Consider the following 17,406-nt stretch of genomic DNA (forward strand, 5'->3'; position numbering starts at 1 on the left):
GAAGTCACAGCCCTGGTACGCCGACGAACGCTCAGGCCAGCTTCACCTCGGCGGCGGGGCCGACCATGGCCAATGCCTTGGGCCGCGCCAGCAGACGACCGGCCATCTCGCTGACCTGCTCCGAGGTGACTGAGCGGACGCGTTCGATGAGATCCAGCGGGGCCTCGAGCGGCAGACCGAAGATCTCCGACCTAGCCAACCGGTTCATCCGCGCAGCCGAGGACTCGAGCCCGAGGACCATCGACCCCGACAGCTGAGAGACGATCTCGTCGAGTTCGAACCGGCTCGGAGCCTCCTGCGCCAGCCGATCCCATTCGGCCAGCGCCAGATCGACGACGGCCTGAGCGTTCTCGGCCGTGCATCCGGCGTAGATGCCGAACGTTCCCGTGTCGGTGAACTGGCTGGCCACACAGTTGACGGCATAGGCCAGCCCACGCTCCTCGCGCACGCTCTGGAACAGTCGCGAGGACATTCCGCCGCCGAGCATCGTGAGCATGACGGAGTAGATGAACCGATCCTCGTGGCCTTCCTCCAGGCCCTCACAGCCGAGCATGATCCCCAGCTGTTCGATGTCCTTGACGGTGCGCGAGGTCCCCGAGTGGAATTCCGGACGCACACGTGCGGCGCCGCCCAGGTGCGATCCCTTGGCTACCGAATCCGAACCGACCGCCACCGAGGCGGCCCCGCCGTCGGTCGCGCGCGTGTCGATGCTGCCCGCGTCGTGCGAACCCGGATCGTTCTCCGCCCCCGACCAGACGTCCGCGCGGGACCCGAGCCCCGCCTCGGCGAGGGCGTCCTCGACCATCGCGAGCACCTCTTCATGCGTTGCCCCACCGGCGGCCGCGATGACCAGCCTCGGCGGGATATACGTCGAGGCGTAATGGTCGATGACCGTGTGGTGGCCGAGCACGCGGATCTGATCCTTCGTCGCCCCCACGGGACGGGCCAGCGAATGCTGACCGAAGACGAGAGCATCGAAATCGTCGAAGAGCACATCACCGGGATCATCGGCCGACATCGCAAGCTCTTCGATGATGACACCGCGCTCACGTTCGAACTCGTCAGCATCGAGCTGCGAGTTCGAGACCATGTCGATGAGCAGCCCGGTGATGTTCGGCAGGTCGGTGACCAGGCACCGCGAGTAATAGCAGGTGAGCTCCTTGGCGGTGATCGCGTTCGAGTCCCCGCCCGTGCGGTCGAAGGCCGCAGCGATCGACTTCGCATCCCGCGACCCCGTTCCCTTGAACAGCATGTGTTCGAGGAAGTGGGTGGAGCCTGCGGTCTCGGCGGATTCGTCGCGGGAACCCGCAGCGACCCAGATGCCGATCGTCTCCGAGGCCAGGCCCGGCATGTGTTCGGTGGTCAGCGTCAAACCACCGGGGAGGACAGACCGATCGATTCGGCTGCCCTCCCCGGTGTGTGAACTATCCAGTATCAGTTGTCTGATCCCTCGTCGTTCGACTCGGACTCATCGGAGTCCTCGGTGACCGGGGCGAGCGAGAGCTTGCCGCGATCGTCGATCTTCGTGATCTCGACCTGGACCTTCTGGCCCACGCCGACGACGTCCTCGACGTCCTCGACGCGCTTGCCGTCGTTGAGCTTGCGCAGCTCGGAGATGTGCAGCAGCCCGTCCTTGCCCGGGGTCAGGGAGACGAAAGCGCCGAAGCTCATCGTCTTGACCACGGTGCCGAGGTAGCGTTCGCCGACCTCGGGGACCTGCGGGTTCGCGATCGCGTTGATCATCGAACGAGCGGCCTCGGCGGCCGGTCCGTCGGTGGCGCCGATGAGGACGGTGCCGTCGTCTTCGATGCTGATGTCCGCGCCCGTGTCCTCCTGGATCTGGTTGATCATCTTGCCCTTGGGGCCGATGACCTCACCGATCTTGTCGACGGGGATGTTCACGGAGATGATCCGCGGAGCCGTCGGTGCCATCTCGGCGGGAGCGTCGATCGCATCGGCGATGACGTCGAGGATGACCATGCGGGCCTCGCGGGCCTGCTTGAGCGCGGCACCGAGCACCGAGGCGGGCAGGCCGTCCAGCTTCGTGTCCAACTGGATCGCGGTAACGAAGTCCCGGGTTCCGGCGACCTTGAAGTCCATGTCGCCGAAGGCGTCTTCGGCACCGAGGATGTCGGTCAGAGCCGCGTATGCGGTCTGCTCGCCCTGGTCGGTGGAGATGACGTCGGAGACGAGTCCCATGGCGATGCCGGCCACGGGTGCCTGCAGCGGCACACCTGCCGAGAGCATGGCCAGCGTCGAGGCGCAGACCGAGCCCATCGAGGTCGATCCGTTCGAGCCGAGGGCCTCGGAGACCTCACGGATCGCGTACGGGAAGTCCTCGCGCTTGGGCAGGACCGGGACCAGGGCGCGCTCGGCGAGTGCTCCGTGGCCGATCTCGCGGCGCTTCGGGCTGCCCACACGGCCGGTCTCACCGGTCGAGTAGGGCGGGAAGTTGTAGTGGTGGATGTAGCGCTTGCTCGTCACCGGCGACAGGGAGTCGATGGTCTGCTCGAGCTTGAGCATGTTGAGCGTCGTGATGCCCAGGATCTGGGTCTCGCCGCGCTCGAACAGAGCCGAACCGTGCACGCGCGGGACGACGTTGGTCTCGGCTGTGAGCGGACGGATGTCCTTGAGCCCACGGCCGTCGATGCGGATCTGGTCGGTGAGGATGCGCTTGCGCACGACCTGCTTGGTCAGGGCGTTGAGTGCGTTCGCGATCTCCTTCTCACGGCCTGCGAAGCGCTCTCCGAGCTTCTCGAGGAGTTCGTCGAGGAGGGCGGAGCCGGCGGCGTCGCGCTCCTGCTTGTCCGCGATCTGGAAGTTCTCGGTCTGCTTCGCCTCGCCGAGTTCCTTCACGGCCTCGTAGACGTCGTCCTCGAAGTCGCGGAAGACGGGGAATTCGACGGTCGGCTTCGCGGCGCGATCGGCGAGTTCGGACTGTGCGCGGCACAGCTCGGCGATGAAGGGCTTCGCGGCTTCGAGGCCTTCGGCCACGACCTCCTCGGTGGGGGCCTGGGCACCGGTCTTGATCTTGTCGATGGCGTTGTCGGTGGCCTCGGCCTCGACCATCATGATGGCGACGTCGTCACCGACCACGCGACCGGCGACGACCATGTTGAACACGGCGTCATTCAGCTGTGAGTGGTTCGGGAACGCGACCCACTGGCCGTCGATGAGCGCGATGCGCACGCCGCCGATGGGGCCGGAGAACGGCAGACCCGACAGCTGGGTCGACATCGAGGCCGCGTTGATCGCCAGAGCGTCGTAGAGGTGGTCGGGGTTGACCGACATCACGGTGACGACGACCTGGACCTCGTTGCGCAGGCCCTTGACGAAGGACGGGCGCAGCGGGCGGTCGATGAGGCGGCAGGTGAGGATCGCGTCGGTCGAGGGGCGTCCCTCGCGGCGGAAGAACGAGCCGGGGATGCGTCCCGCGGCGTACATGCGCTCTTCGACGTCGACGGTCAGGGGGAAGAAGTCGAAGCCCTCACGGGGGTTCTTGCCGGCCGAGGTGGCCGAGAGCAGCATGGTGTCGTCGTCGAGGTAGGCGACGGCGGAACCGGCGGCCTGCTGAGCGAGCCGTCCGGTCTCGAAGCGGATGGTGTGCGAACCGAAGCTGCCATTGTCGATATGGGCAACGGCGGATTCAGGGTTGAGTCCCACGTAGTCTCCTCTGTTGTGCCGGCACACGGCGGACCTCGGCGCTCGAGGAGAATCCTCGAGGCATGAGACATCGGCCTGCTCGATGCAGTGCGCGATTCCGTGTGGAGTCGGCGGGATATTTGCTTCGGACACCCCATGGATCCACGCCGGTCATCGATCGGGGCCCACGGAACCGGCACCCCAGAAGTCGGGGTGCGCATTCCTCCGGAGGCCACTACCGAAGACCGAAACGTCCATGTCAGGGTTGTCCGCTGACGAGTCTACCGCAGAAGCACGAAACCGCAGAAGCACAGAAGCGCCCCACCCGAAGGTGGGACGCTTCCGTGGCTGTCGTCTCAGCGTGCGACCATGCCGGCCGCCGGCCGAATCAGCGGCGCAGGCCGAGGCGCTTGATGAGCGAACGGTAACGCTCGATGTCGACCTTCGCGAGGTACTTGAGCATCCGGCGACGCTGTCCGACGAGGAGCAGCAGGCCGCGACGCGAGTGGTGGTCGTGCTTGTGATCCTTGAAGTGTTCGGTGAGATCCGAGATCCGGCGGGTCAGCAGTGCAACCTGAACCTCAGGAGAACCGGTGTCGCCCTCGTGAGTTCCGTATTCCTTGATGATCTCTTGCTTCACAGCAGTGTCGAGAGCCATGGGTTCTCCTTCGTATCGTTGCGCGGCGCGACGACCTGAAATCGTCGCACTATGGGACCGCGGCCGGTGAAAACGGCAGAGATCAGCTTATCAGGTGTGCAGGACCTCGCGCACATCGGCGATGTCCTCGTGCATCTGCACGATGAGGTCGTCCATCCCGGTGAAGGCGACCTGGCCGCGGATGCGGGCGACGAATTCGAGAGTCATCTCACGCTCGTAGACATCGAATTCGCCGAATTCCTTGTCGAGCACATAGGCCTCGACCCGGCGGGAGCTGCCCTGGAAGGTCGGGTTCGTGCCCACGGAGATCGCGGCCGGGTACGGCTGACTCTCGCCGGAGAACGTGGCCCAGCCGGCGTAGACGCCGTCGGCAGGCACGAGTCCCGCGTGATCGTCCGAGAGGTTCGCCGTCGGGAATCCGAGGTCGCGACCGCGGGCATCACCGTGGACGACGGTGCCGTGGACGGCGTGGTAGCGGCCGAGCTGATCGGCCGCCTCGGCGACGTCGCCCGAGGTGAGCTGCTCGCGGATCCGGGAGGACGAATACCGCCCCCCGCGTCCGACCTCGTCGATCGTCTCCGTGCGGAAGCCGTAATCCTCGCCGAGGCGGCGCAGCGTGTCGATGGTGCCTTCGTTGTCACGGCCGAAGCGGACATCGTCGCCGACGACGACGATGCGTGCCTTGAGTGCCTCGACGAAGTAGGTGCGGACGAATTCCTCGGGCGTCTGGGCGGCGAAGTCGAGGTCGTAGGGCTGGACGAGGAGGGCGTCGATGCCGGTGGCGGCGATGAGGTCGGCGCGCTGTCCGCTGCTCGTGATCTTCACCGTCGGTTCGTCGGGCCGGTGGACGGTGCGCGGGTGGGGGTCGAAGGTCATCGCGATCGATGCCAGTCCTTCTTCCCGAGCGCGGGCGGCGACGGCGGCGAGGACCGTCTGGTGTCCGCGGTGGACGCCGTCGAAGTTGCCGAGGGTGACGACAGTGCCGACATCGTCGACGTCGACCTCATCGAGTCCGTGATACAGCTTCACCAGACGATCGCTCCTTCCGTGCACCGACTCAGATTATCGCAGACATGGTTTCGCTCCTAACCCGCACCTCGCCGAGGCGGCTCCGCCCGATCTCGGGCCTCGGGTCACCGTCGGGTCGGGCCAGGGTGGGCCCGTGAGGTCAGGAGGTCTGGTCGCCGTGGGCTCGAGGCGGTGCGGGCAGCCGTGCGGTCGCGATCGAGCCGGCGGCCCTCCGGTCAGGCGATGACTGCCCAGCCGATGACGCCGATGAGGGAAGACAGGGCGATGGAGACGAAGGTGCCGATGATGAATCGCTCCCCCGCCGCAGCCGAGGACTTGATCTCAGCGAAGCGGCCGAGTCCCTTGACCGCGATGACTACGGCCATGAGTTCGGGGCGACCGAGGACGATGGCGCCGGCGATGAGGGCGCGTTCGACGATGCCGATCCACATGCCGCCGCGCAGGACCTCGACGTCTTCAGCCCCTGTCCGTTCGGGCTTGCCGCCCGGACCGGAATGGGTCAGGCGCAGGAACGCCGGCACGAGCGGCCAGCCGATGAGGGCCGCGGCCACTGCGGCCGCGATGGCGACGAGCACGTCAGTCCACATGGGCGCCTCCTTCCGCCTGACTGGGCCGATCCGCCCGCATGGATCGGTCCAGCTGCCCGAGGTGATGTGCGGCGAGATTCTGAGCGCCGGCGACGATCTCGGCGGTGCCGGGGGCGAGCACTCTCGATACGGCTTGCTGTGAGACCCCGAAGAGTGCGGCGATCTCGGCCTGAGTCGCATCGGGGTGGTCGAGTCGGTGGTCGACGTAGCCGCGCGAGTGGGTACGCAGCTCCCCCAGCGTCGTCACGAGCAGGCGCAGGGCAGCCTCGGCGAGGGTGCGTTCGGTGGACTCGCGCTCGGCGGATTCGCTGTCGTTGCGGACGACGAGGTGGGCGGGCGCGGACTTCGCGGATTCCACGGCCTGTCTGGCGGCGTAGAAGGCCTGGCCTCTGGCCTCGGTGGTCGCCGTCGGCAGCGGTTGCTCGACATCACCGACACCGAGGCCGATGTGCCAGCCGGAGGCGACGGCGATGCGGCGCACTGCTTCGACGACAGCGGCCGGATCGTCGAGGACCCCCTGGACCTCGTCGCCGATCGTGCGGGCGAACGGGATGACGGTGTCGATGGGCTCGAGTACCGCGAGGACGCCAGGCACGGCGTCATCGCTCGTGCGTGAGTCCTGCTGATCGATGGTGAGGACGAACATGACTTCAGTACAGCAGATCCCGCGGACCGAAACAAGCCTTTTGATTGTATTGACAAAATACAAGCTTTCAAATTGTGTAGAGTGAGCGGGTGCGACAGCCCATGCGAGATCGGCGCAGCTGCGCCGAGTCAGGCGAGGTCGATGGCGAAGGCGGTCAGCGACTTGAGCCCGCCGTCGCGGCGCACCTCGGCGACGGAGACGAGCACGTCATCGCAGATGACTGCCACTTCCCCGTGCACCACTTCCCCGCGTGCAACCGACGATGATTCCGGCGCGTCGGCAGTCCAGTCGGCCGCCGTCACCACCTTGCCCTGCATGAGGGCGGTGGCCTGATCGGTGCCGACCGTGACGACGGGCAGGAAGGTCCGGGCCGCCTCTGCAAGGGACATGAGTGCGGGGGCCGCAGTGTCGAGGTCGGCAGGCAGAGTCACCGCCTGGTCGAGCTCGAAGTCACCGACTCGACTCCGGCGCAGCGCGGTGAGGTGCCCGTAGACACCGAGGTCGTTGCCGATGTCGCGGGCCAGGGCGCGAACGTAGGTGCCCGAGGAGCAGTCGACCTCGACGTCGACATCGATGTGACCGTCGGCGGCGGCGAAACGGATGTCGATGACCTCGAAGGAGGAGATCTCAACGCGGCGGGCCCTGAGTTGAACGTCCTCGCCGGCGCGGACACGGGCGTAGGAGCGTTTGCCGTCGACCTTGATCGCCGACACGGCACTGGGCACCTGGTCGATGGGTCCGCGCAGCTTCGCAACCGCCGCCTCGACGGTCGAGGTGTCGACGGCGGAGAGGTCCGCGGGTGCGGCGAACCGGTCGGGGTCGGAGTCGGCGTCGTCGGTCGGCGTCGAGGAGCCGAGCCGGATCGTCGCCAGGTAGGTCTTCGAGACTCCCGTGATGTACGTGAGCAGCTTGGTGCCGCGGCCGAGACCGAGCACGAGCACACCAGTGGCCATCGGGTCGAGAGTGCCGGCATGGCCGACCTTCTTCGTTCCGTACCAGCGGCGGATGCGGGAGACCACGCCGTGGGAGCTCAGGCCCTGCGGCTTATCGCAGACGAGGATGCCCTGCGGGGAAGAATCGCTCACGAAGGCAGGAATCAGTTGAAGGAGGCGTGCACGTGGTCGAAGTGATTGGCCGTCGCGGATCCGCGGTCCTCCATGCCCTTCCAACCCTGTCCGGGCATCCAGATGCGCTGCTTCCAGATGACGTACTTGACGTTGAGGCTGCCCTGGTTCTTGATGAGGTAGTCGGCGATGCGGTCGCCGGTGGATCCAGTGATCATGATGTCCACGGCCTCACCGGTGTTGTGGTCCGAACCGGTGCCCGGGCGGCGTCCGCCGAAGGTCTTGACCTCGGGGAACTTCGCGCACACGGCACGGTAGCCGTTGACGGCGTTCGGCAGCAGGCCGGATTCGATCGAGGAGGACACGCTGCACGGCGGCGCCGACGTGTCACTCGAGGTGCCTTCATCCTTCTTCGACTTCTCATCCGAGGACGACGAGTCGTCGCTCTTGCTCGATTCGGCCGAGGACTCCGCGGTCGGCTTGGGCTTCTTGACCTCGAGAGTCGTCTTCGAGGACGTGTTCTTGTACTTCGGGTCGTCCTTGACCTTGTCGAGGTACTCCTCGCCGGCCTTCTCGCGCTGAGCGTCGAGTTCGTCCTGGCTCACCTGCGAGGGGCTGGTCGATTCCTCGGACGTGGTGTTCGCGGCCTCGGTGGTGACATTGCCCGTGTCGGGCGGTCCCATGACGACGGTCGAACCGACCACGGCTGCGGTCGCGGCTGCCGGAACGGCGATGGCAGCGACGACGGGACGCTGCTTGACGGTCGCCAGCACAGACGTCGCCGTCGACGGCACGTTCGCTGAGTGCCGGCCCGAGGAGCGCTTGTTGGGAGTGAGATCCCGGACGAGCTGCTTCGCGAACGACGGCTTCGGTGAAGAGTGCTTACCCAATGCAGAAATCCCTTAACAGAGTCGTAATCATTTCGTTACCGGAAAAAGTCTACGACACAGGGGAAAGATAACAAAACTGTTACAGGAAGTTTTTTCCGCACGTGACGAAGATCAAGTGCTCGTCCCGAGTGGACCCGACGATGGGAGTCGCCGTCCGCAGCGACGACGTCCCAGGTCAGTCCTCGTCGGTGTCGTCGTTCTTCTTGTACGGGTCGGACTCCCCCGCATGCTGCGCGTCCTTCGCCAGACCGGCCACGCGAGCATCGTCGGCTGCGGCCTGAGCGAGCAGTCCGTCGAGACGGGCGGCCGCCTCGGGGACGGCGTCGGCGATGAATTCGAGGCTCGGGGTCAGACGGATCGTCAGGCCCTTGCCGACCTCGGAGCGGATGAATCCCTTTGCGGATTCGAGCGCCTTGCCGGTGCCGATGAGGTCCTGGTCGTCACCGTAGACGGTGTAGAAGATCGTGGCGTGCTGCAGATCGCCGGTCACCCGCACATCGGTGACGGTGACGAAGCCGAGGCGCGGGTCCTTGAGCCTGCGCTCGATGGTGCTCGCGACGATGACCTTGATCTGGTCGGCGATCTTGCGAGCCCGGGTCGGGTCTGCCATGGTTGATGTCCTTTGCGTCGGGGCCGGAGCAACTTCTCTGGCCCAATGGTATCTGTGGAATCGAAGCGGCTCCGGCCGGTCCCGTCGTGGAACCGGCCGGAGCCGTCGATGTCGACTCTCTGCGTTCAGGAGTCCTACGCGGTCAGGTATCGGCCGCGATCAGTCGCGCGGCTTCTCCTGCATCTCGAAGGTCTCGATGATGTCGCCTTCGCGCAGGTCGTTGAACTTGCCGAGTCCGATACCGCACTCGTAGCCCTCACGGACCTCGGTGGCGTCATCCTTGAACCGACGCAGCGATTCGATGCTGACGTTGTCGCCGATGACGACTCCGTCGCGGGTGACGCGAGCGGTCGAGTTGCGCTTGATGAGACCGTCGCGGACGATCGAGCCGGCGATGTTGCCGAACTTCGAGGACCGGAAGACCTCGCGGATCTCCGCGGTGCCCGTCTGGACCTCTTCGAACTCGGGCTTGAGCATGCCCTTGAGCGAGTTCTCGATGTCGTCGATCGCCTGGTAGATGACCGAGTAGTAGCGGACGTCGACGCCTTCACGGTCGGCCAGGTCGCGAGCCTTCGCTTCCGGACGGACGTTGAAGCCGAGGACGATCGCGTTGTCGACCGTGGCCAGGTTGATGTCGTTCTCCGTGATCGCACCGACGCCGCGGTGGATGATGCGCAGGTCCACGTCGTCGCCCACATCGATCTTGAGCAGCGAATCCTCGAGCGCCTCGACGGCACCGGAGACATCGCCCTTGAGGATGAGGTTGAGCATGTCGACCTTGCCCTCGGCCAGTGCCTTGGTGAAGTCCTCGAGGCTGATGCGCTTGCGACCGCGGGCCTGAGCGGCGTTGCGCTCGATGGCGTCGCGCTTCTCAGCGATCTGACGTGCGGTGCGATCGTCATCGGTGGAGATGAACGAGTCACCGGCGCGCGGGACCGAGGACAGACCGAGCACCTGGACGGGACGGGACGGACCCGCCTCGTCGACCTGGTTGCCGTTCTCATCGAACATCGCACGCACACGTCCATAGGCGGTGCCGCAGACGATCGCGTCGCCCTGACGCAGCGTGCCGGACTCGACGAGGACGGTCGCAACAGCGCCGCGGCCCTTGTCGAGCTTGGCCTCGATCGCGATGCCGCGAGCAGACTTGTCGGGGTTGGCCCGCAGGTCCAGTGCGGCATCGGTGGTCAGCAGCACGGATTCGAGCAGCTGGTCGATGCCCTCACGCTTGAGCGCGGAGATCGGCACGAACATCGTCTCGCCGCCGTATTCCTCGGCCACGAGGTTGTATTCGGTCAGCTGCTGCATGACCTTGGCCGGGTTCGCCCCGTCCTTATCGATCTTGTTCACGGCCACGACGATCGGCACTTCGGCCGCCTGAGCGTGGTTGAGCGCTTCGATGGTCTGCGGCATCACACCGTCATCGGCGGCGACCACGAGGATCGCGAGGTCGGTCGACTTCGCACCGCGGGCACGCATGGCGGTGAACGCCTCGTGACCCGGGGTGTCGAGGAAGGTGAGCTTGCGCTCCTGGCCCTCGTGCTCGACCTCGACCTGGTAGGCACCGATGTGCTGGGTGATGCCACCGGCCTCACGACCGGCCACGTTGGCCGAACGGATCGCGTCGAGCAGCTTGGTCTTACCGTGGTCGACGTGACCCATGACCGTGACGACCGGCGGGCGGGCGGCGAGATCCTCGTCGTCCTCCTCCGCGGCCTCGGCGTCGAGATCGATGTCGAAGGTCTCGAGCAGCTCACGGTCCTCGTCCTCGGGCGAGACGATCTCGATCTTGTAGCCGAGCTCCTCGCCGAGGACCTCGAAGGTCGCCTCGTCGAGGGACTGGGTGATCGTCGCCATCTCACCGAGGTGGAAGAGCACGGTGACGAGGTTCGTCGGATCCGTGTTGATCTTCTCGGCGAAGTCGGCCAGCGAGGAGCCGCGACGCAGGCGCAGCGGTGTGTTGCCGTCTCCACGCGGAACGGTGACGCCACCGACCGAGGGAGCCTGCATCTGCTCGAGCTCTGCGCGCTTCGCCCGCTTCGACTTCCGTCCCTTCTGACGGGGACCGCCGCCGCGGCCGAACGCACCCTGGGTGCTTCCGCGACCGCGACCCGAGCCGCGACCACCGGGTCCGCCGCCGGGTCCGCGACGAGGACCGCCGCCCGGTGCTCCGCCCGGTCCACCGGGACCGCCGGCGGGAGCGTTGCCGCGTCCGCCGCCGCGACCGCGACCGGGAGCAGGCTTGTTCAGTGCCGAGTTCTTGAGCATCGACGGGTTGGGGCGAGGCGCACCGGGACGCGGTGCCGGACGCGGACCGCCCGAGGACTCTTCGCTGCCCGAGCGGGGCTTCTGACCCGGCTTCGGCATTCCCTGCGAGGGTGCGAACGGGTTGTTGCCGGGACGTCCGCCCTGGCCTCCCTGTCCACCCTGACCCTGGCCGCCGGAGCGTCCGCCGGGCTTGGGGCCGCGGCCGGGCTTCGGCATTCCCTGCGAGGATGCGAAGGGGTTGTTGCCGGGACGAGCCGAACGGCCGCCGGGCTTCGGGGCGCCTGGCTTGGCAGCGCCGCCGGGCTTCGGAGCTCCCGGCTTCGGTGCGCCCGGCTTCGCTGCGGCACCGGGCTTGGGTGCTCCGGGCTTCGGCGAGGACTTCGTCTCGGATGCCTCGGATGCCTCGGGTGCAGATGAGTCCGCGGACTCGGCCGGTGCCGGGCTCGCCTCGGCTGCCGGCTCAGCGGCAGGCTTCGGTGCGGACTTCGCAGCGGGGGCGTCCGCCTCGGCGGGGGTCGACTTCGCCGGGGTCGACTTTGGGGTCTGCTTCGCGGCGGGCTTGGGTGCGGGCTTCGCGCCTGGTTTCGGGGCTCCGGGCTTCGCGGCCGGCTTGGCGGACTTCTTCGCGCCGGAGGACTTCTGACCCTCGGCTGATCCGGAATCGGCGAAGGCTTCCTTCACTCGGCGCACGACGGGCGCTTCGAGCGTCGAGGAAGCAGAGCGAACGAATTCGCCCATGTCCTGGAGCTTCTCGAGGACGTTCTTACTTGTTGTGCCGAGCTCTTTCGCGAGCTCATGGACACGGGGCTTTGCCACAGTTCTCCTGTCCGGGTTCCTTCCCGGTCAGGAAAGAACCTCATCAATGAAGAGCAGTACTCATTTCACTGCTCTCTCGATTTCCGTCTGGGTGTCATCGTGCGACACTCACAACTTGTCATCCATTCGGCTACCCGTTCTCTTTGGGTTCGGTGTCCGGCCTCGGAAGGTCCGAAGCGGTGATCTTCGTTCGAAAGGCTCGAGCGAAGGCGGCAGTGGTCCGTGCCTTCGTCAGGCACTTCTCATCGGGATGCACCCAGGCACCACGTCCGGGAAGTGTCGCTGACACGTCGTGGACGACGGCCGGGTGCTGATCGGGACGGAACACGAAGCGTGTCAGTGCGTTCCGATCGTCCTTCTGCCTACAGGCGATGCACGTCCGTACGGGTCCATCGCCAGCATTCACAATGAATGATTCTACAGCACCGGCACCCCGGCTCGCGCCAAGGGGGCCAGTGGTGCGAATCACTCGCCGAGGCGGTTGGACTGCGACGATGCCGCCGTTCGGCGGCCTCGGCAGAGTCAGTCGACCGCCTCGGCATGGTCAGTCGACCGCCTCGGTGACCTCAGTCCGCTGCGACGATGTCGATCTTCCAGCCGGTGAGCTTCGCGGCCAGGCGGGCGTTCTGCCCTTCCTTGCCGATGGCCAGCGAGAGCTGATCGGTCGGGACGACGGCGCGGGACTCCTGCGCTGCGGCGTCGAGGATCTCCACCCGCTTGGCCTTGGCCGGCGAGAGTGCGTGGGCGATGAACTTCGCCGGGTCGTCGGAGTAGTCGACGATGTCGATCTTCTCCTGGCCGAGTTCGTTCATCACCGCGCGCACCCGGGATCCGAGCTCGCCGATGCACGAACCCTTCGCGTTGACTCCCGGCTTCGTAGCGCGCACCGCGAGCTTCGTGCGGTGGCCGGCCTCGCGGGCCAGGGACACGATCTCGACGGTGCCGTCGGCGATCTCGGGGGCTTCGTGGGCGAAGAGCCGGCGCACGAGGTTCGGGTGGGTGCGGGATACGGTGACCGAGGTGCCCTTCTGCCCCTTGTGGACGTCGGCGATGTAGACGCGCATCCGGGTGCCGTGGCGATACTGCTCGCCGGGGACCTGCTCGTGCGGGGGCAGCACGGCTTCGACATCGCCGAGGTCGATCTGGACCATCTGCGGGTCGTTGCCCTGCTGGATGGTGCCCGAGGCGATCTCGCCCTCACGGCCCTTGAACGTCCCGAGCAGCGATTCGTCCTCGACATCGCGCAGGCGCTGGTGAATGACCTGGCGGGCGGTCTGGGCGGCGATGCGGCCGAAGCCGGTGGGGGTGTCGTCGAATTCGCCGATGGGGTTGTCGTCGTTGTCGAACTCCACGGCGAGGATGCGCACCTCACCGGTGGACTTGTCGAGTTCGGCGCGGGCGTCGGGCCAGGCGCCTTCGGTCTTCTGGTAGGCGAGGAAGAGAGCCTGTTCGATGAGTTCGACGAGGGTGTCCAGCGGAATCTCACGCTCTCGTTCGATCACGCGCAGAACATTGAGATCGATGTCCATGTGCCTATGTCCTCTCCGGCTCATTCGAGCATTGAATTGTCTGTGTTCACTTATGCAGGCGTAACAGTCTATCCCAGTCTCCGCCCGCATCCTGTCAGCGAGGGCTCAGCCGCCTCGGCGCCGGTCGGAACCGCCGGGCCGAGCCGGAACCGCGGGGTCCGGCTTCGTCGCCGGACCGCCTCGGCGCCGTCAGCGGAACTTCAGTTCGACCTGAGCCTTGCGGATGTCGTCGAGGGGGATCGTCCGGGCCTCCCGCTTCGCCGGGTCCGTGCCCGAGATCGAGGTGTCGGCCACCTCGGCGAGGTCGAGTTTGAACGTGTCCTTCTTCGTGGTGATGTCGAGGCGTCGCCCGATGACGCGCCGGAAATGGCGGGGCGTCTCGAGTTTCCGGGTCGCGCCCGGGCTCGTGACCTCGAGCTGGTAGGGCTTGTCGCGGAAGATCTCGACCTCGTCGAGGGTGTCGCCGACGATCTTCGTCGATTCGGCGATCTTCTCCATCGACATCGGGTCGGTGCTCGACTCGTCGAGGTCGACGACGACGGTGAGGGTGCGACGGGGCCCGGCCGCGACGGCCTTGACGTTCTCCAGGTGGAATCCCGCCGATTCCAAGGGCGGTGCGAGCAGACCTGTGATCCGTTCGACGTCCTCGTCCATTTCTCCTCCTCTTCGCTGGCCTTCCCGCCCGCCGAGGTGGGGCGGAGGGATCCGACGGTCGGCTCGTTTCGCCTGCTGACCGCCTATCCCCCACCCTAAGCGACAGCCTCGGTGCAGGTTAAGCATCCGATAGGATTGCCGTATGCGTTCTCCCCTCACCCGCCGAGCCCTCCTCACCGTCGGCGTCAGCGGCGTGAGCCTGGGTCTGCTCAGCGCATGCGGGCTGCGGCTGGACACGGATCCCGACATCCCCACCCTCGATTCCACGCAGCAGCTGCGCAATCGCATCGCCCGCATCCTCTCTTCCACGACTCCGGGTTCGGGAGACCCTGAAACCGCAGGTGAGGACCTCGCCGCGTTCACCAAGGCGATCGGTCCCGAGTGGAATCCGCCGAGCGAGTTCGCCACCGAACCCGCCCCGACCGAAGAGGATCGGACCTTCGTTCAGGCCGCCGAGGCGGTCTCGCAGGCCGTGTTCGAAGCCTCGTCCCGGCTCGGCTCAGGTCTCATCCCGGTGCTCGCCGATGTGGCCACCGGCATGACGCTCGTGGCCGGTGAGAAGAAGCCCGAGCTCGTCGGCACCGCCGCAGAACTCATCCGGGCCGGGGCCGATGACGCGAGCGACACAGACAAAGGCGAGGACGGCGGCAAGAGCGAGGGCGCCGACGGCTCGGATGGCGACGACGCGACTGACGCAGACGACGACCGCACGAAGGTGTTCAACGCGATCCTCGACCAGTCGCGGGCCGCTGCCTACGGCTACGAACGGCTGGCGGTCAACCTCGAGGCGAAGTCTGCCGAACGCAAGGGAGCGCTGGCTCGGCTCGAATCCCTCGGATCGCTGTCGGGGCAGATGCTCGAAGCTCTCGGGGAGAAGAAGGCGGATCCGAACGCTTCGGCGTGGAAGCTCGACCCCACCCCCACGGATGCGCAGTCGGCGAAGGAGCTCGCACTGAACCTCGAGGACGGGCTCGCCTCGGCGCTGCTGCCATGGTTGGGCGGGGACACCTCGGCGATTCTGCGCCTGTGGGAATCGGCGAGGACACGGGCGATCTTCGCCCAGCCGCAGCCGCTGCGCTTCGAGTACGGCGAGGCCGGTCAGGCGGAGGCGAAGAAGTGAAGGTGCCACCGGTCCTCTACCGCTCGACGCGCGACATCATCGGCGAATACCGCACGGATGCGTGGGTCGCCGCGCTCGACTATATGGCCAATGAGGTCCTCGACCGGTGGAAGCTGCGCTTCGACGATGTGCCCGGTGCTCCGTGGGCCGGCTGCGAATCGCTGGTGATTCCGGTGCTCACCCAGGAGAACTATCAGGGGGTGCTGCGGTTCGCGGCTCCCACCTCGGCGCATACGGCCGCGCATGCGCAGGTGCTGCGGGCGCTGAAGATGTGGAACGGGCACGGGGCGGTGCGCGTCATCCGCGATGACCGCAGCTTCCGGGTGACCCTGCAGGAGCGACTGCGGACGAAGGACAATCTCTCGGTGCTGCCGCTGGCCGATGTGCCGCCGGTGTGGGGTGCCCTGCAGCGATCGTTGGAGATTCCGGCGAGTGCGGAGTTCCTGCGCGTCCAGGACGTCGTCGCCGGGTGGCTGAACAGCTTCGACGCCGACGCCGGGCTGCTCACCGGGTGGTCGGAGGCCGGTCATCAGGACTCGCTGCTGCTGTCCTTCGCGCGGAACTGGATGCAGACCTTGGCGGCATCGGACGAGAACTGGCTCATCCACGCTGACCTGCACTACTACAACATCCTCGCCGGCAATCCCGATCCGACGGGGGTGTCGACGTGGAAGGCCATCGACCCGCAGCCGCTGGCCGGACCGACGGCGTACACGATGGCCCCGGTGCTGTGGAACCGGCTGGCAGAGATCCCGTCCGAGCATCCGCAGGCGCAGGCGGCATGGCTGCGCGGGTTCGCCACGGACCTCGCCCTGTGCGCGGGCATCGACCCGCAGTACGGGATGGGCGCGACGGTGGCCCGGGAGATCACGAACATGTTCTGGTACCTGCGGGCGGCCTCGAGCGGTTCGCAGTCGAGCCTGGCCGATGCAGCCCGGTCCCTGTGGGTGGCCCGCGCCCTGTCCGGAGCCGACGTCGCCGGAGTCAACGCCCACGCCCTCAAACCCATCGGCTGATTACTACCCGACGGCGGCCCAGCAACCTTGCGCGAGGTATCTGGGCCGCCGTCGGGTAGCAAATCAGTGGATGAGGCCGGCGACGATGTCGTAGCCGAGTTTGAGGATCATCGCCGAGACCACGACGACGAAGATGACGCGGACAAACCCTGATCCCCTCTTCAGCGCGGTGCGGGCGCCGACGACGCCTCCGGCGACATTGCCGACCGCCACGACCAGACCCAGCAGCCACACGACCTGACCGTCGGGGACGAAGTAGACGAGTGCGCCGAAGTTCGTCGCCCAGTTGATCACCTTCGCCGTGGCCGAGGCCTGGAGGAACGAGAATCCGATGATCGAGACGAACGCGATGACGAGGAAGGACCCCGTCCCCGGCCCGAGCACCCCGTCGTAGATGCCGATGACGAGTCCGATCAGCCACGACAGCGCATGATGGCGTTTCGAGGACTCACCGAAGCGCAGGGTGGCATCGGCGCCGAGGCTGGGATTGAGCACAGTGAAGACGCCGACCCCGATGAGGGCTGCCAGGATGATCGGGGTGAACGCCTCACTCGGGACGAGCGTGGCGAGCTTCGCCCCGCCCACTGCCCCGAGAAACGCCGAGGCGGCCGCCGGGATCGTCGCCGACCGGTCCGGGGTGATCGTGCGCAGATAGGTGATCGCCGAGGCAGTCGTGCCCGCAATGGACCCGATCTTGTTCGTCGCGACCGCCTGCACCGGGCTCATCCCCGGCACGAGCAGCAGCGCGGGCAGCTGGATCAGCCCGCCCCCGCCGACGACGGCATCGATCCACCCGGCCAGGCCTCCCGCGACGAGCAGCCACAGGACCATGGACACGGTGACATCGATGCCGCCGGTGAGTGCTTCGAACACCGAG

The 17,406-nt window shown here is 66.8% G+C and carries 16 protein-coding genes; 2 read left to right on the forward strand and 14 right to left on the reverse strand.

Annotation, left to right across the window (positions count from 1 at the left end):
- Window positions 1-31: 31 nt before the first annotated feature.
- The 13 genes from HK401_RS16775 to rimP all read right to left on the reverse strand — a co-directional run bounded on the left by HK401_RS16775 (window position 32) and on the right by rimP (window position 14,393).
- Window positions 32-1,372: a M16 family metallopeptidase gene (locus HK401_RS16775; protein ID WP_258234292.1), complete on the reverse strand. Its 1,341-nt coding sequence runs from the start codon at window positions 1,370-1,372 to the stop codon at window positions 32-34.
- A 62-nt stretch (window positions 1,373-1,434) separates the two neighbouring features.
- A complete protein-coding gene (locus HK401_RS16780; RefSeq protein WP_181275805.1) occupies window positions 1,435-3,663 on the reverse strand; it encodes a polyribonucleotide nucleotidyltransferase in 2,229 nt (742 codons plus the stop codon).
- A 367-nt stretch (window positions 3,664-4,030) separates the two neighbouring features.
- Window positions 4,031-4,300: a 30S ribosomal protein S15 gene (rpsO, locus tag HK401_RS16785; protein ID WP_181275806.1), complete on the reverse strand. Its 270-nt coding sequence runs from the start codon at window positions 4,298-4,300 to the stop codon at window positions 4,031-4,033.
- 90 nt (window positions 4,301-4,390) lie between these two features.
- Window positions 4,391-5,329, reverse strand: a complete 939-nt coding sequence (locus tag HK401_RS16790) for a bifunctional riboflavin kinase/FAD synthetase (RefSeq protein ID WP_181275807.1) — start codon at window positions 5,327-5,329, stop codon at window positions 4,391-4,393.
- A 215-nt stretch (window positions 5,330-5,544) separates the two neighbouring features.
- Window positions 5,545-5,916 carry a hypothetical protein gene (locus HK401_RS16795; RefSeq protein WP_181275808.1) on the reverse strand — a complete coding sequence of 124 codons (372 nt, stop codon included), beginning with the start codon at window positions 5,914-5,916 and terminating at the stop codon, window positions 5,545-5,547.
- Window positions 5,906-6,562, reverse strand: coding sequence for a hypothetical protein (locus HK401_RS16800; RefSeq protein ID WP_181275809.1), 657 nt, complete (start codon window positions 6,560-6,562; stop codon window positions 5,906-5,908). Before HK401_RS16800 ends, HK401_RS16795 begins: the two co-directional genes overlap by 11 nt.
- 128 nt (window positions 6,563-6,690) lie before the next feature.
- Entirely contained in the window at window positions 6,691-7,647 is a 957-nt protein-coding gene (gene truB, locus HK401_RS16805) for a tRNA pseudouridine(55) synthase TruB (RefSeq protein ID WP_181275810.1), read from the reverse strand.
- A gap of 11 nt (window positions 7,648-7,658) precedes the next feature.
- Window positions 7,659-8,516 carry a VldE C-terminal domain-containing protein gene (locus tag HK401_RS16810; protein ID WP_181275811.1) on the reverse strand — a complete coding sequence of 286 codons (858 nt, stop codon included), beginning with the start codon at window positions 8,514-8,516 and terminating at the stop codon, window positions 7,659-7,661.
- Between the two features lie 175 nt (window positions 8,517-8,691).
- Complete coding sequence (gene rbfA / locus HK401_RS16815) at window positions 8,692-9,126, reverse strand: 30S ribosome-binding factor RbfA (RefSeq protein WP_181275812.1); 435 nt, start codon at window positions 9,124-9,126, stop codon at window positions 8,692-8,694.
- A 159-nt stretch (window positions 9,127-9,285) separates the two neighbouring features.
- The gene (infB, locus tag HK401_RS16820; RefSeq protein ID WP_181275813.1) at window positions 9,286-12,210 is read right to left on the reverse strand and encodes a translation initiation factor IF-2; all 2,925 of its coding nucleotides are present in this window, start codon (window positions 12,208-12,210) and stop codon (window positions 9,286-9,288) included.
- 130 nt (window positions 12,211-12,340) lie between these two features.
- Window positions 12,341-12,679: a YlxR family protein gene (locus HK401_RS16825; protein WP_309136029.1), complete on the reverse strand. Its 339-nt coding sequence runs from the start codon at window positions 12,677-12,679 to the stop codon at window positions 12,341-12,343.
- Window positions 12,680-12,776: 97 nt separating this feature from the next.
- Window positions 12,777-13,739, reverse strand: a complete 963-nt coding sequence (gene nusA / locus HK401_RS16830) for a transcription termination factor NusA (RefSeq protein ID WP_181275815.1) — start codon at window positions 13,737-13,739, stop codon at window positions 12,777-12,779.
- Window positions 13,740-13,928: 189 nt separating this feature from the next.
- Window positions 13,929-14,393, reverse strand: a complete 465-nt coding sequence (rimP, locus tag HK401_RS16835; protein ID WP_181275816.1) for a ribosome maturation factor RimP — start codon at window positions 14,391-14,393, stop codon at window positions 13,929-13,931.
- A 142-nt stretch (window positions 14,394-14,535) separates the two neighbouring features.
- On the opposite strand from rimP, the gene HK401_RS16840 reads away from it, so the two are divergent.
- Together HK401_RS16840 and HK401_RS16845 are read left to right on the forward strand one after the other, a co-directional pair.
- Window positions 14,536-15,513, forward strand: a complete 978-nt coding sequence (locus HK401_RS16840; protein ID WP_181275817.1) for a hypothetical protein — start codon at window positions 14,536-14,538, stop codon at window positions 15,511-15,513.
- A complete protein-coding gene (locus tag HK401_RS16845) occupies window positions 15,510-16,529 on the forward strand; it encodes an aminoglycoside phosphotransferase family protein (protein ID WP_181275818.1) in 1,020 nt (339 codons plus the stop codon). The genes HK401_RS16840 and HK401_RS16845 overlap by 4 nt, the downstream gene beginning before the upstream one ends.
- A 63-nt stretch (window positions 16,530-16,592) precedes the next feature.
- On the opposite strand, the gene HK401_RS16850 is transcribed toward HK401_RS16845, so the two are convergent.
- On the reverse strand, window positions 16,593-17,402 hold the full coding sequence (locus HK401_RS16850) for a TSUP family transporter (protein ID WP_309136030.1): 810 nt from the start codon (window positions 17,400-17,402) through the stop codon (window positions 16,593-16,595).
- Between the last annotated feature and the right edge of the window lie 4 nt (window positions 17,403-17,406).

Origin of the sequence: Brevibacterium oceani, from assembly GCF_013623835.1 — a bacterium.
GTDB lineage: Bacteria > Actinomycetota > Actinomycetes > Actinomycetales > Brevibacteriaceae > Brevibacterium > Brevibacterium oceani.

Bases quoted from the DNA above. Each gene is read 5' to 3' on its own strand.
- rimP (WP_181275816.1), bottom strand. From the start codon at position 14,393: ATGGACGAGGACGTCGAACGGATCACAGGTCTGCTCGCACCGCCCTTG.
- rpsO (WP_181275806.1), bottom strand. From the start codon at position 4,300: ATGGCTCTCGACACTGCTGTGAAGCAAGAGATCATCAAGGAATACGGA.
- nusA (WP_181275815.1), bottom strand. From the start codon at position 13,739: ATGGACATCGATCTCAATGTTCTGCGCGTGATCGAACGAGAGCGTGAG.
- HK401_RS16795 (WP_181275808.1), bottom strand. From the start codon at position 5,916: ATGTGGACTGACGTGCTCGTCGCCATCGCGGCCGCAGTGGCCGCGGCC.
- HK401_RS16800 (WP_181275809.1), bottom strand. From the start codon at position 6,562: ATGTTCGTCCTCACCATCGATCAGCAGGACTCACGCACGAGCGATGAC.
- rbfA (WP_181275812.1), bottom strand. From the start codon at position 9,126: ATGGCAGACCCGACCCGGGCTCGCAAGATCGCCGACCAGATCAAGGTC.
- HK401_RS16840 (WP_181275817.1), top strand. From the start codon at position 14,536: ATGCGTTCTCCCCTCACCCGCCGAGCCCTCCTCACCGTCGGCGTCAGC.